24 protein-coding genes are annotated in these 13240 nt (G+C 44.3%); all 24 read left to right on the top strand.

What is annotated here, in order from left to right:
- The first annotated feature begins 12 nt into the window (after positions 1-12).
- The 24 genes from rpsQ (at position 13) to truA (ending at position 13192) form a co-directional block, all read left to right on the top strand.
- Positions 13-276, top strand: coding sequence for a 30S ribosomal protein S17 (gene rpsQ, locus CHH58_RS17390; protein ID WP_038565201.1), 264 nt, complete (start codon positions 13-15; stop codon positions 274-276).
- Positions 277-319: 43 nt separating this feature from the next.
- Positions 320-688 carry a 50S ribosomal protein L14 gene (gene rplN, locus CHH58_RS17385; RefSeq protein ID WP_038565204.1) on the top strand — a complete coding sequence of 123 codons (369 nt, stop codon included), beginning with the start codon at positions 320-322 and terminating at the stop codon, positions 686-688.
- A 36-nt stretch (positions 689-724) separates the two neighbouring features.
- Positions 725-1036 (top strand): 50S ribosomal protein L24, encoded by a 312-nt coding sequence (gene rplX / locus CHH58_RS17380; protein WP_038565207.1) that lies wholly within the window; start codon positions 725-727, stop codon positions 1034-1036.
- A gap of 25 nt (positions 1037-1061) precedes the next feature.
- Positions 1062-1601, top strand: coding sequence for a 50S ribosomal protein L5 (rplE, locus tag CHH58_RS17375; protein WP_038565210.1), 540 nt, complete (start codon positions 1062-1064; stop codon positions 1599-1601).
- A 21-nt stretch (positions 1602-1622) separates the two neighbouring features.
- Entirely contained in the window at positions 1623-1808 is a 186-nt protein-coding gene (locus CHH58_RS17370) for a type Z 30S ribosomal protein S14 (protein WP_038565213.1), read from the top strand.
- A gap of 31 nt (positions 1809-1839) precedes the next feature.
- Positions 1840-2238: a 30S ribosomal protein S8 gene (gene rpsH, locus CHH58_RS17365; protein WP_038565217.1), complete on the top strand. Its 399-nt coding sequence runs from the start codon at positions 1840-1842 to the stop codon at positions 2236-2238.
- Between the two features lie 29 nt (positions 2239-2267).
- Positions 2268-2804, top strand: coding sequence for a 50S ribosomal protein L6 (gene rplF / locus CHH58_RS17360; protein ID WP_095231158.1), 537 nt, complete (start codon positions 2268-2270; stop codon positions 2802-2804).
- Positions 2805-2836: 32 nt separating this feature from the next.
- Positions 2837-3199: a 50S ribosomal protein L18 gene (rplR, locus tag CHH58_RS17355; protein ID WP_038565223.1), complete on the top strand. Its 363-nt coding sequence runs from the start codon at positions 2837-2839 to the stop codon at positions 3197-3199.
- Between the two features lie 21 nt (positions 3200-3220).
- The gene (gene rpsE, locus CHH58_RS17350; protein ID WP_038565226.1) at positions 3221-3724 is read left to right on the top strand and encodes a 30S ribosomal protein S5; all 504 of its coding nucleotides are present in this window, start codon (positions 3221-3223) and stop codon (positions 3722-3724) included.
- A 13-nt stretch (positions 3725-3737) separates the two neighbouring features.
- On the top strand, positions 3738-3920 hold the full coding sequence (gene rpmD, locus CHH58_RS17345) for a 50S ribosomal protein L30 (protein WP_038565229.1): 183 nt from the start codon (positions 3738-3740) through the stop codon (positions 3918-3920).
- Positions 3921-3950: 30 nt separating this feature from the next.
- Positions 3951-4391: a 50S ribosomal protein L15 gene (gene rplO / locus CHH58_RS17340; protein ID WP_038565232.1), complete on the top strand. Its 441-nt coding sequence runs from the start codon at positions 3951-3953 to the stop codon at positions 4389-4391.
- The gene (gene secY, locus CHH58_RS17335) at positions 4391-5680 is read left to right on the top strand and encodes a preprotein translocase subunit SecY (protein WP_038565234.1); all 1290 of its coding nucleotides are present in this window, start codon (positions 4391-4393) and stop codon (positions 5678-5680) included. The genes rplO and secY overlap by 1 nt, the downstream gene beginning before the upstream one ends.
- Positions 5681-5719: 39 nt before the next feature.
- Positions 5720-6370 (top strand): adenylate kinase, encoded by a 651-nt coding sequence (locus CHH58_RS17330; RefSeq protein WP_095231159.1) that lies wholly within the window; start codon positions 5720-5722, stop codon positions 6368-6370.
- A gap of 383 nt (positions 6371-6753) precedes the next feature.
- Entirely contained in the window at positions 6754-7062 is a 309-nt protein-coding gene (locus CHH58_RS17325) for a KOW domain-containing RNA-binding protein (RefSeq protein ID WP_095231160.1), read from the top strand.
- Positions 7063-7066: 4 nt separating this feature from the next.
- Complete coding sequence (gene infA / locus CHH58_RS17320; RefSeq protein WP_038565240.1) at positions 7067-7285, top strand: translation initiation factor IF-1; 219 nt, start codon at positions 7067-7069, stop codon at positions 7283-7285.
- A gap of 35 nt (positions 7286-7320) precedes the next feature.
- A complete protein-coding gene (rpmJ, locus tag CHH58_RS17315) occupies positions 7321-7434 on the top strand; it encodes a 50S ribosomal protein L36 (RefSeq protein ID WP_003156543.1) in 114 nt (37 codons plus the stop codon).
- 22 nt (positions 7435-7456) lie between these two features.
- Complete coding sequence (rpsM, locus tag CHH58_RS17310) at positions 7457-7822, top strand: 30S ribosomal protein S13 (protein ID WP_038565245.1); 366 nt, start codon at positions 7457-7459, stop codon at positions 7820-7822.
- A gap of 18 nt (positions 7823-7840) precedes the next feature.
- The gene (gene rpsK / locus CHH58_RS17305; protein ID WP_038565248.1) at positions 7841-8230 is read left to right on the top strand and encodes a 30S ribosomal protein S11; all 390 of its coding nucleotides are present in this window, start codon (positions 7841-7843) and stop codon (positions 8228-8230) included.
- A 185-nt stretch (positions 8231-8415) separates the two neighbouring features.
- Entirely contained in the window at positions 8416-9360 is a 945-nt protein-coding gene (locus tag CHH58_RS17300; protein ID WP_038565251.1) for a DNA-directed RNA polymerase subunit alpha, read from the top strand.
- A 46-nt stretch (positions 9361-9406) separates the two neighbouring features.
- A complete protein-coding gene (gene rplQ / locus CHH58_RS17295) occupies positions 9407-9760 on the top strand; it encodes a 50S ribosomal protein L17 (RefSeq protein ID WP_038565254.1) in 354 nt (117 codons plus the stop codon).
- 204 nt (positions 9761-9964) lie between these two features.
- On the top strand, positions 9965-10798 hold the full coding sequence (locus tag CHH58_RS17290; RefSeq protein ID WP_095234753.1) for an energy-coupling factor ABC transporter ATP-binding protein: 834 nt from the start codon (positions 9965-9967) through the stop codon (positions 10796-10798).
- On the top strand, positions 10774-11637 hold the full coding sequence (locus tag CHH58_RS17285) for an energy-coupling factor ABC transporter ATP-binding protein (RefSeq protein WP_095261601.1): 864 nt from the start codon (positions 10774-10776) through the stop codon (positions 11635-11637). The genes CHH58_RS17290 and CHH58_RS17285 overlap by 25 nt, the downstream gene beginning before the upstream one ends.
- A complete protein-coding gene (locus CHH58_RS17280; RefSeq protein ID WP_095231163.1) occupies positions 11634-12437 on the top strand; it encodes an energy-coupling factor transporter transmembrane component T family protein in 804 nt (267 codons plus the stop codon). Before CHH58_RS17285 ends, CHH58_RS17280 begins: the two co-directional genes overlap by 4 nt.
- A gap of 11 nt (positions 12438-12448) precedes the next feature.
- The gene (gene truA, locus CHH58_RS17275; RefSeq protein ID WP_095233787.1) at positions 12449-13192 is read left to right on the top strand and encodes a tRNA pseudouridine(38-40) synthase TruA; all 744 of its coding nucleotides are present in this window, start codon (positions 12449-12451) and stop codon (positions 13190-13192) included.
- Positions 13193-13240: the final 48 nt, after the last annotated feature.

Here is a 13240-nt window from a genome sequence, read left to right as displayed (position 1 = left end):
GAGGTTCGCGACATGAGTGAACGTAACAATCGTAAAGTCTACGTTGGACGTGTTGTATCCGATAAAATGGATAAAACAATCACTGTTCTTGTTGAAACCTACAAAACTCACAAGCTGTACGGCAAGCGTGTTAAGTATTCTAAAAAGCTAAAAGCGCATGATGAAAACGGTACAGCAAAAACTGGTGACTTGGTCCGTATCATGGAAACTCGTCCATTATCTGCAACGAAACGTTTTCGTTTGGTTGAAGTAGTAGAAGAAGCAGTAATTATCTAATTTAAGATCGCTCGGAAGGATTCCGAAGGGAGGTAACACTCGTATGATTCAACAAGAGACTCGTTTGAAAGTCGCTGATAACTCTGGTGCTCGTGAAGTCCTAACAATTAAAGTGCTAGGCGGATCTGGTCGTAAAACAGCTAACATTGGTGACGTAATCGTTTGTACGGTGAAACAAGCAACACCTGGTGGCGTTGTCAAAAAAGGTGAAGTTGTTAAAGCTGTAATCGTACGTACGAAAAGCGGTGTTCGTCGCAAAGATGGTTCTTACATCAAATTCGACGAAAACGCAGCTGTTATCGTAAGAGATGACAAGAGCCCAAGAGGAACTCGTATCTTCGGACCAGTTGCACGTGAATTGCGTGATGCTAAGTTCATGAAGATCGTTTCCCTTGCTCCTGAAGTATTGTAAAAACTCTTAATGCCTTGTTAAGGAGGTGCAGTACACATGCATGTTAAAAAAGGTGACAAAGTTAAAGTAATCACTGGTAAAGATCGTGGTAAAGAAGGTACCATCCTTGAAGCTTATCCGAAGAAAGACCGTGTTCTTGTCGAAGGAATAAACATCGTCAAAAAACACGCGAAACCTTCTCAGGATAACCCGCAGGGCGGAATCCTTGAAATCGAAGCAGCGATTCACGTTTCTAACGTAATGCTGATCGATCCTAAAACTGGAGAGCCAACTCGCGTAGGCTACGAAGTGAAAGACGGCAAAAAAGTCCGTATCGCTAAGAAATCCGGTCAAGCTATCGATAAATAATTTCTTCTGAAAGGAGGGCTACTCGATGAATGAATTGAAACAAAGATATCAAGGCGAGATTTCTCCATCTCTAATGGAAAAATTCAGCTATAAATCTGTAATGCAAGTACCAAAGATCGAAAAGATCGTTATTAACATGGGTGTCGGTGACGCCGTTCAAAACTCTAAAGCACTTGATTCTGCAGTAGAGGAATTGTCTTTGCTTGCTGGTCAGCAGCCAATCATCACGAAAGCTAAGAAATCTATCGCAGGTTTCCGTCTTCGTGAAGGTATGCCAATCGGAGCGAAAGTTACATTGCGCGGAGAGCGTATGTATGAATTCCTTCAAAAACTAGTCGCAGTTTCCCTTCCACGTGTACGTGACTTCCGTGGTATCTCAAACAAAGCGTTTGATGGTCGTGGTAACTATACACTAGGTGTTAAAGAACAGCTAATCTTCCCAGAAATCAATTACGATAAAGTAAGTAAAGTACGTGGAATGGACATCGTTATCGTAACTACAGCCAACACTGACGAAGAAGCTCGTGAGCTACTTACTCAGCTAGGCATGCCTTTCCAAAAATAAAGGTAAAAAGGAGGGAATATTGTGGCTAAAAAATCTATGATCGTGAAACAACAACGCCCACAGAAATTTAAAGTACAAGAGTACACACGCTGCGAACGTTGCGGACGTCCACACTCTGTACTACGTAAATTCAAGCTATGCCGTATTTGTTTCCGCGAACTAGCCTATAAAGGTCAAATTCCTGGCGTTAAAAAAGCAAGCTGGTAATCCCCTAAATCAGGGAAGGAGGTAATGATTAATGGTTATGACAGATCCTATCGCAGATATGCTAACTCGTATTCGTAATGCAAACACTGTTCGTCATGAAAAACTGGAGCTTCCTGCTTCTAAGCTGAAAAAGGATGTTGCTGATATCCTTAAACGTGAAGGCTTTATTCGTGATTACGAATTCGTAGAAGATGACAAACAAGGTGTTCTACGCATCTTTTTGAAATATGGTAAAAACGACGAGCGTGTTATCACTGGTATCAAACGTATCAGTAAACCTGGTCTTCGTGTTTACGCGAAATCTACTGAAATTCCACGTGTCCTTAACGGACTTGGTATCGCAGTTGTTTCAACTTCTAAAGGCGTATTGTCTGATAAAGAAGCACGTGAGCAAGCTGTCGGCGGCGAAGTGCTAGCATACGTTTGGTAATTCCCAACAATTAGTAAGGAGGTGCACATATGTCCCGCGTAGGTAAAAAGATTCTTGAAATCCCTGCAGGCGTTGAATTCAAAAATGAAAACAACACTGTGACTGTAAAAGGTCCTAAAGGTGAATTGACTCGTACATTCCACCAAGATATGGTGATCAAACTTGAAGAGAACGTTCTTACTGTTGAACGCCCAACTGACAGCAAGGAACACCGTGCTCTTCACGGAACTACTCGTTCCATCCTTGGAAACATGGTACAAGGCGTACACGCTGGTTATGAGAAAGCTCTTGAAATCATCGGTGTAGGTTATCGTGCTACTAAACAAGGCAACAAAGTCGTGATCAACGCTGGTTACTCTCATCCAGTTGAAGTTGAACACCGTGACGGTATTGAAATCGAAGTTCCTTCTAACACTCGTGTAGTTGTTAAAGGTATCGATAAGGAAGCTGTTGGCGCAGTAGCTGCTAACATCCGTGCAATCCGTCCTCCAGAGCCTTATAAAGGTAAAGGAATCCGTTACGAAGGCGAATTCGTACGTCGTAAAGAAGGTAAAACAGCGAAATAAGATTTTCGTTAAACCAGAAAGGAGTGACCTGAATGATTACAAAAGTTGCAAAAAACGAATCGCGTAAGAGAAGACATAATCGTGTTCGTAAAAGCATTTCAGGAACATCTGAGCGCCCACGTTTGAACGTTTTCCGTTCTAACAAGCACATCTACGCACAGTTGATCGATGATACAACTGGTAAAACACTTGCAAGTGCTTCTACTAAGGATGCTAGCCTTAGCCTAGAATCTACAAGCAATGTTGAAGCAGCTCAAAAGGTCGGAGAAGCAGTTGCTAACCGTGCGAAAGAAGCTGGCGTAACAACTATCGTATTTGACCGTGGAGGCTACCTTTACCACGGACGTGTAAAAGCATTGGCTGAAGCAGCTCGTGAAGCTGGTCTTAAATTCTAATCTAAAAAGGAGGGACACAACTTGCGTACAACAATTGACCCGAACAAACTTGATCTTGAAGAACGCGTAGTAACGGTTAACCGTGTTGCTAAAGTAGTAAAAGGTGGTCGTCGTTTCCGTTTCGCTGCTCTTGTAGTAGTAGGCGACAAAAACGGCCATGTAGGTTTCGGTACTGGTAAAGCACAAGAAGTACCAGAAGCGATCCGTAAAGCTATTGAAGACGCGAAGAAAAATCTAATTACTATACCTATCGTTGGTACAACTATTCCACATGAAATCATCGGTGAATTCGGCGCCGGCAACATCTTGATGAAGCCAGCTGCAGAAGGTACTGGAGTTATCGCCGGTGGACCTGTACGTGCGGTACTTGAGCTTGGTGGTATCGGAGACATCCTTTCTAAATCACTTGGTTCTAACACTCCAATCAACATGGTTCGTGCAACACTTAACGGACTTAGCAGATTGAAACGTGCAGAAGAAGTTGCGAAACTTCGTGGAAAGTCTGTAGAAGAACTGTTAGGATAAGGAGGGAAAGCACATGGCTAACAAATTAGAAATCACCCTCACGCGCAGTACGATCGGAAGACTAGAAAAACAGCGCAAAACTGTTCAAGCTCTAGGCCTTAGAAAGATCCGTCAGTCAGTTGTTTTGGAAGACAATCCAACTGTTCGCGGCATGATCAACAGAGTTTCTCATCTAGTATCAGTTAAAGAAGTATAATGATTTAAATGTAAAAGAGGAGGTGCCATTATGAAACTTCATGAATTGAAGTCAGCAGAAGGAACACGTAAAACTCGCAATCGTGTAGGTCGTGGTATGTCTTCAGGTAACGGTAAAACATCCGGCCGTGGACATAAAGGACAAAATGCACGCTCTGGCGGCGGTGTACGTCTAGGTTTCGAAGGTGGCCAAATGCCACTATTCCAACGTCTTCCTAAACGTGGATTCACAAACATCCACCGTACTGAGTACTCAATTGTTAACCTTGAAACCCTTAACCGTTTTGAAGAGGGTACAGAGGTAACTCCAGAGCTTCTACTTGAAAGCGGAGTTGTTAGCAAATTGAGAGCCGGTATTAAAGTTCTAGGAAACGGAAACATCGAAAAGAAACTTACTGTTAAAGCTCACAAGTTCTCAGCTTCTGCTAAAGAAGCGATTGAGGCAGCGGGCGGTCAAACAGAGGTGATCTAATGTTTCGTACAATCTCCAATTTTATGCGTGTAAAAGATATACGAAATAAAATCATCTTTACATTGCTAATGCTGATCATTTTCAGACTCGGTACGTTTATTCCTGTTCCATTTACCGATCGTTCCGCGATCGACTTTATGAATCAGCAGAACGTATTCGGATTTCTGAATACTTTTGGCGGCGGTGCATTGCAGAACTTCTCCATCCTTGCGATGGGTATCATGCCGTACATCACTGCCTCGATCATCATGCAGCTTCTGCAAATGGATGTCATCCCGACATTCAGTGAGTGGAAAAAGCAAGGAGAGATGGGACGTCGTAAGTTGGCACAAGTGACTCGTTATGCCACTATCGTGCTAGCGTTAATACAGGCGGTAGGTATGTCCATCGGATTCAATCAGTTATCCGGCGGTATGCTCATTTCCGATCCAAGTTTTTATAAGTTCGCTGTCATTACAATCGTATTGACTGCAGGAACAGCATTCTTGATGTGGTTAGGAGAACAGATCACAGCTCATGGTGTAGGTAATGGTATTTCCATTATTATCTTCGCCGGTATCGCTGCTGCAATTCCAAATGGTTTAAACCAGCTTTGGGAACAGTACTTCAGCAATCCTGGTGATGATTTATTCCTTAATGTCGTGATCGTTGCAATTATCGCTATCGTGATCATTGCCGTAATTGTTGGTGTGATTTATATCACTCAAGCACTTCGTAAAATTCCAATCCAGTATTCGAAGCGTACCACTAGTCGTTCACAAGTAGGCGGTCAGTCCACCCACTTGCCGATTAAAGTAAACGCTGCTGGAGTAATCCCTGTAATTTTCGCAGTTTCCTTTATCTATGCTCCGCGTACAATCGCGAGTTTCTTTGAAGGAAATGTAGCAACTACGATCGAGAACGTATTCGATTATACGCAACCAATTGGGATGGTAATCTATGTAGTCCTGATTCTTGCATTTAGTTATTTCTATACATTTGTTCAGGTTAATCCGGAACAAATGGCAGAGAACTTAAACAAGCAAGGTGGCTACATCCCGGGTATTCGCCCAGGGAAAAGCACGGAAACGTACCTCACCAGTGTGATGTATCGTTTAACCTTCGTTGGGTCTCTCTTCTTGGCTGCTGTAGCTGTATTGCCTATTATCTTAGGCTCTATTGCCAACTTGCCGACTTCTGTCCAAATCGGAGGAACGAGCCTACTGATCGTGGTAGGGGTAGCGTTGCAGACGATGAAACAGCTAGAAAGCCAGTTAGTGAAGCGTCATTACCGAGGCTTCATGAAATAGAGAACAGTCTACAAACAGACGAGAGCGAGGGGAATTTCGTTGAATTTAATTCTTATGGGTCTGCCGGGTGCCGGTAAAGGTACACAGGCAGAGAAGATTGTAGATAAATATAGCATCCCTCATATCTCAACAGGAGATATGTTCCGAGCTGCAATAAAAGAAGGAACGGAGCTTGGCCGTGAAGCGAAAGCTTTCATGGACCAGGGGAAACTAGTTCCGGATGAAGTAACAATTGGTATAGTCCGTGACCGTTTAGGTAAGGATGACACCAACAACGGATTTTTACTTGACGGTTTTCCTCGTACGCTTGCTCAGGCAGAGGCGCTTGACGCATTGCTGGACGATTTGAATGCTAATGTAGATTACGTCTTACATGTAGAGGTTCCTCAGGAGAATTTGGTGGAGCGTTTATCTGGCAGATGGGTTTGTCCGACATGCGGCACTACGTATCATACCGTCTATAACCCTCCGAAAGAAGAAGGGGTATGCGACAAGGATGGTACTGCGCTGATCCAGCGAGACGACGATAAGCCGGAAACGGTGAAAAAACGTTTGGAAGTCAATATCGAGCAACAGAAACCGATATTGGACTTCTACAACGATAAGGGCTATCTTGTAACAGTGAACGGTGACCAAGCAATCGATCAGGTCTTCCACGACATCGATCAGCGCTTGAATAATCTTCGCTGATACAGGTGTGCAAGCTATACTCTTTTAGTACGGGTGGAATTGCTCTTTAGGCTCGAGATAGCGTAAGGATGCATTCTATCCCTTGATAGAGTATAATAGACCTCGTGGTAGAGTTGAAACGATTTGCGACTCGCAATTCGTTCAAGCTTCCATCATCGGAACCGTGCCTTACTGATATCCTGACGCTAATTGACAAGGCTGAATATGAACAATCATGAAACAAATTGTGACTCAATTTGTGGACTTAATATAGATTCCCTAACATGCAGCTTTTCTAACCTGGACTTTCAGACAGAAAAGTGGTAGAATATGCTCCTTGTTTGCAGCATAGAATGCTAACTTACGCACAGCTTCGAAATAAGCTATGATGAAGGTGATCATGTTTGAGCGAAACGGATACAAGTCCACGGATTGGTCAGGTTGTTCGTATCGCACATGGGCGAGAAGCAGGTCAGCTTGCGATTGTCATTCGAAAAATTGACAGTCGTTTTGTGTTGCTTGCTGACGGAGAGAAACGAAAGTATGATTCACCGAAGCGCAAAGCTTTGCGTCATGTGAATCCACTGCCGTATGTATCACCGGAAGTCCGCCGCAGCCTTCTAGAAGCTGGTCGCGTAACCAATGGTAAACTGCGATTTGCGATATCTACTTATGTCAATCATACCGTGAAGAGATTTGAAGAAGGGAGATAGACCGATGGCGAAAGATGATGCAATTGAAGTAGAAGGAACTGTCACCGATACATTGCCTAATGCGCAATTTAAGGTGGAGTTAGAGAATGGCCACACCGTTTTAGCACATGTTTCCGGTAAAATTCGTATGCACTTTATTCGAATTCTTCCTGGAGATAAAGTAACGGTAGAGCTTTCCCCTTATGACTTAACTAAAGGACGTATTACGTACCGTTATAAATAATTTGACTAGCTCCGATACTAAAGGAGGAATAGATGATGAAGGTAAGACCATCTGTAAAGCCGATTTGCGAAAAATGTAAAGTCATTCGTCGTAAAGGCAAAGTAATGGTAATCTGTGAAAATCCTAAGCATAAGCAAAAACAAGGATAATACAAGGAGGTGCACGTAGCTAATGGCACGTATAGCAGGTATTGATATTCCGCGTGACAAACGCGTTGTTATTTCCCTAACATACATCTATGGAATTGGAAAAAACACAGCGCAAAAGGTACTAAAAGAAGCTGGCGTTTCTGAAGATACACGTGTTCGTGATCTTACAGAAGACGAACTATCCAGAATTCGTCAAACAATTGACAGCTACACTACTGAAGGGGATCTTCGCCGTGAAGTATCTCTTAACATCAAGCGTCTAATTGAAATCGGTTCTTATCGTGGTCTTCGCCACCGTCGTGGATTGCCGGTTCGTGGTCAGAAAACGAAGAACAACTCTCGTACTCGTAAAGGCCCACGCCGTACAATCGCTAACAAGAAAAAATAAGTAAGGAGGTAAACAAACATGGCTCGTAAACAACAAACTCGTAAACGTCGTGTGAAAAAGAATATCGAAACTGGTATTGCTCACATCCGTTCTACTTTCAACAACACAATCGTTACGATTACTGATGTACAAGGTAACGTAATCAGCTGGAGCAGCTCAGGTTCCCTTGGTTTCAGAGGTTCCCGTAAATCTACTCCATTCGCTTCACAGATGGCTGCTGAAGCTGCTGCTAAAGTTGCTGTAGAAAACGGCATGAAGACTTTGGAAGTAACAGTTAAAGGCCCTGGTGCTGGTCGTGAAGCTGCGATCCGTTCACTTCAGGCTGCAGGTATTGAAGTGACAGCGATCCGTGACGTCACTCCAGTTCCACATAACGGCTGCCGTCCGCCTAAACGTCGTCGCGTATAAGTTTTTCCTACTTGCTGTATAGAATTTGTATCCCTGTCTATAATGGGTTATGATAGCTTAAAAGCGATCAGGTCATACAGTAAGAAACGTATCGTCAAGATGCAGAAACGGGAACCGCAATATGGGGAATTTCGGTTAGGAGCAATTCTAACCGGGGTTTCGACGTTTTAAAGGAGGGCTTTATAATGATCGAAATTGAAAAACCAAAGATTGAAACGGTTGAGATCAGCGATGATGCTACATTTGGAAAGTTCGTTGTAGAACCGCTTGAGCGTGGATATGGTACTACACTAGGAAACTCCTTGCGTCGTATCCTATTATCCTCACTTCCTGGCGCTGCTGTAACTTCCATTCAAATTGATGGCGTGCTCCATGAATTCTCTACGATTGAAGGCGTAGTAGAAGACGTGACAACCATCATTTTGAACTTGAAAAAACTGGCTCTTAAAATCTACTCTGATGAAGAAAAAACATTAGAGATCGATGTACAAGGTGAAGGGAAAGTAACTGCTGCTGACATCACTTTCGATAGCGATGTAGAAGTACTGAATCCGGATCTTCATATTGCAACTTTGGGTAAGAATGCTCACTTGCATATGAAGCTTACGGCAGAACGCGGCCGTGGCTACCGTCCAGCTGATCAGAATAACCATGAAGATCAGCCGATTGGTGTCATTCCAATTGACTCCATCTTTACGCCAGTTTCAAAAGTGACGTATCAAGTGGAAAACACGCGTGTTGGCCAGTTGGCTAACTTCGACAAACTGACGTTAGATGTATTCACTGACGGCAGTATCCGACCTGAAGAGGCAGTGTCTCTTGGTGCAAAGATTTATACGGAGCATTTAAATATCTTCGTAGGTCTTACTGATGAAGCACAAAATGCCGAAATCATGGTTGAAAAAGAAGAAGACCAAAAAGAGAAAGTTCTTGAGATGACAATCGAAGAATTGGACTTGTCTGTTCGTTCTTACAACTGTCTGAAACGTGCTGGAATCAACACGGTACAAGAACTTGCTAATAAATCTGAAGAAGACATGATGAAAGTGCGTAACCTAGGACGTAAATCATTAGAAGAAGTTAAAAAGAAACTAATCGATTTAGGACTTGGTCTTCGTAAAGAAGACTGATCCCGCCTAGCGGAGCATTTGACACCAGGAAAGGGAGGGATAACCTATGGCTAGAAAGTTAGGACGTACTACGGATGCTCGTATGGCGCTTTTGCGTAACCTTGCAACTGATCTTATCGTTCACGAAAGATTGGAAACAACGGAGGCGAAAGCTAAAGAGCTTCGTTCTGCAGTGGAAAAAATGATCACTCTTGGCAAACGTGGAGATCTTCACGCTCGTCGTCAAGCTGCATCATTCTTGTACGGTACTAAAGCGGACGAGAACCAAGACGCAGTACAAAAACTATTCAGCGATATCGCCGGACGTTATGAAGAACGTCAAGGAGGTTACACACGCGTGTTGAAACTTGGACAGCGTCGTGGTGACGGTGCCGCTATGGCAATCATTGAACTAGTATAATGTATTAACAAGGGCAGGAAAATCTCTACCACGAGGTGTATTCCGGCCCTTTTTCTTTTGCATACAAAGCAAGCGCCAACATTAGCGCTTGCTTTTCTTTTTTGTCTGGATTCTTTATACTAGCTATAGAAATGACAGGAACGGACAAACACGTTTAGTATTTCCCCGGAAATAGTCGGGTAATGACGAAGGAGCTCGAATAGCATGCACGCGATTGAATTTAAGAATGTTTCTTTCCGATACGAGGAAGAGCAGCCCTATGTACTTCGCAATGTCAGTTTCCAAGTAGAAGCTGGGGAATGGCTGGCGATTATCGGTCACAATGGCTCAGGCAAGTCAACGATTGCCAAGCTGATGAATGGACTGCTGTTTCCGACTGAAGGGGAAATTATTATTAATGGCATACCACTGAACGAAGAGAATATATGGGAGATACGACGCCAGGTAGGTATGGTTTTCCAAAACCCAGACAATCAATTCGTTGGTACGACTGTTCGTGATGATGTTGCTTTTGGCTTGGAGAACCGTGGTGTGCCTCGTGCTGAAATGATGGATCGAATTACTTCTTCATTAGAACAGGTACGTATGCAGGATTACTTGCTGCATGAACCATACCGACTATCTGGCGGTCAGAAGCAACGTGTGGCTATAGCAGGTGTACTTGCTATATCTCCTAGTGTTATTATCCTGGATGAAGCAACAGCGATGCTGGACCCACTTGGCAGGAAGGAAATCCTTGATACTGTTCATCGTGTTCAAGAAGCGCAGCAGCTAGGTTTGATTACTATTACCCACGATCTGAATGAAGTGATGCAGGCGCATCGAGTGTTGGTTATGAACGATGGAGAAATATGGACGACTACTGTACCGAGAGAATTAGTAAAAAGACAGACTGAACTGCAGCAGATCGGTTTGGACGTGCCATTTGTTACGCAGCTTGCTCATGCTTTGGAAAGACAAGGTATTACCCTGGATGAGCAGCCGATTGATCACGAGGAGTTGTTAGATGCATTATGGACATTACATTCGAACAAGTAGATTATACGTATCAGGCAAACTCCCCGTTTGAGCATAAAGCGCTAAATAATCTGTCCTTCCATCTGCCAGGGGGGAGCTTCACTGCTATTGTCGGGCATACTGGCAGCGGTAAATCTACTCTATTGCAGCACTTGAACGGATTAGTCAGACCTACCAGCGGAAGCGTACATATCGGTGAGCATACGCTGGAGCCAAAGAAGAAGCCTAAGCAAGCGAAAGAGCTACGTAAACAAGTGGGTATTGTTTTCCAATACCCTGAGCATCAGCTATTTGAAGAAACAGTAGAGAAGGATATTGCCTTCGGCCCGCGGAACTTCGGAGTAGCTGAGAATGAGATTGCAAAGCGTGTAAAGGAAAGTGCAGAGGCTGTAGGGTTGGATCTATCTTTACTAAGCCGTTCCCCATTTGAGCTTAGCGGCGGGCAAATGCGTCGTGTTGCGATTGCAGGTGTGCTTGCTGTGCAGCCGCGTGTACTCGTTCTGGATGAACCGACAGCAGGATTAGATCCACGCGGTCAGCGTGAGATTATGGATATGTTTTACCGGCTTCATAAAGAACAGCAGCTGACAACGATATTGGTAACACACAGCATGGAGGACGCGCTGACTTACGCCGATCATATGCTTGTACTTGATAAAGGGGAAAAGTATATGGAAGGGCCACCAGTAGAAGTCTTTCAAAAACGGCAAGCTCTCCAGCAGGTACAGCTTGATGTGCCGGAGATATTCCAGTTTCTCCAGAAGACATCCGAACGCTTCGGCAAACCGGTCGTCTTTGAGGGAGAGAATGTAGACAGGCTCGCTGAGCAGCTGGCAGGTTTGGCAGGTGGTAATAAATGAACAATCTGCTGATTGTCGGTCAGTATGTTCCGACCAATAGCATCGTTCACCGGATGGATCCGAGGATCAAGATGCTGATCATCTTCTTTTATGTGATTTTCATTTTCTTTGCCAATAACATCGTCAGCTATGCCCTGTTCACAGTGTTTGCGGTTGGAGGTACACTTCTGACGAAGGTGCCATGGCGGTTTATCGCCAAGGGGCTGACACCAGTATGGTTTCTGATTGTCTTCACGTTTATCTTGCACTTATTCGTTACAAAGGAAGGCACTGTATTGGTGAATGTATTCGGATTGCCGATCTATAGCGGAGCATTGGAACAAGGAGCTGTCATATCACTGCGTTTCTTTTTGCTTATCCTTTTGACATCTCTGCTGACGTTAACGACCACGCCGATAGAGATCACAGACGGAGTCGAGGCCCTACTAGGACCACTGCGCCGATTCAAGTTCCCCGTACACGAACTGGCACTGATGATGTCTATATCCTTACGGTTTATTCCGACATTACTTCAGGAGACCGAGAAGATTTCCAACGCTCAGGCTTCCAGAGGTGTGGATTTCCGTACAGGGCCATTCAGGGAGCGTGTACGGGCTGTAATTCCGTTGTTAGTGCCTTTGTTTGTCAGTGCCTTTAAGCGGGCGGAGGAGCTTGCTATGGCGATGGAAGCAAGAGGTTATCGCGGCGGAGAAGGACGTACGAAGCTTCGGGAGCTGCAAGTGATGAAGCGGGATGTTGCGGCACTCGTCATCTTCATTATAGTGGTTGCTGCAGCCTTGATAACGAGAGATTATAGTTAGGAGTTACAAAGATGACGCAACGTATGAAGGCAACTGTCAGCTATGACGGGACACGTTTTTCCGGTTTCCAGGTCCAGGACGAGCAACGAACGGTCCAAGGAGAGCTGCAGAAGGCACTTATGATGATTCATAAAGGACAAAAAATAAGGATTCAAGCCTCGGGTCGTACAGACGCAGGTGTGCATGCCAGAGGGCAGGTTATCCATTTTGATACGGAGCTTCGTATGGGAGACTATAATTGGCGTAAAGCGCTCAATGCCTTGCTGCCGGATGATGTGCGGATAATAGACATAGCACAAGCTGATGAAGATTTCCATGCACGCTACAGTGTAAAGCAGAAGCAGTATAAGTACTTTGTCCTTAATGCTCCTGAACAGGATGTGTTCAAGCGTCATTATGTGCATCATGTACCCTATCAGCTCGAGCTAGATAGGATTCAGCAAGCTATCACAGCTATCGAGGGGACGCATGACTTCAGCGCTTTTTGTTCTGCAAGTACAGGAGTCAAAGGTGACAAAATCCGGACCGTCTATGAAGCTGTATGTGAAAAGCAGGACGACATGCTTGTCTTTACCTTCACAGGAAGCGGCTTCCTATACAATATGGTTCGTATTCTTGTAGGTACACTAATCGACATTGCAAACGCACGCAAGGAGCCGGAAGACATGGCAAGAATACTAGAATCGAAGGATCGGCACTTGGCGAGTAAAACCGCTGCTGCGAGCGGACTTTGCCTATGGAAAGTGGACTACTGAAAACTATTTTTGTAAAACAACGCATTCGGGTGTTACATGCTCTTGACA

The sequence above is a fragment of the Terribacillus saccharophilus genome, assembly GCF_002272745.1.
GTDB lineage: Bacteria > Bacillota > Bacilli > Bacillales > Amphibacillaceae > Terribacillus > Terribacillus saccharophilus_B.
Note: the sequence above shows the minus strand (reverse complement) of the source record. Positions and strands in the feature narration are given on the sequence as shown.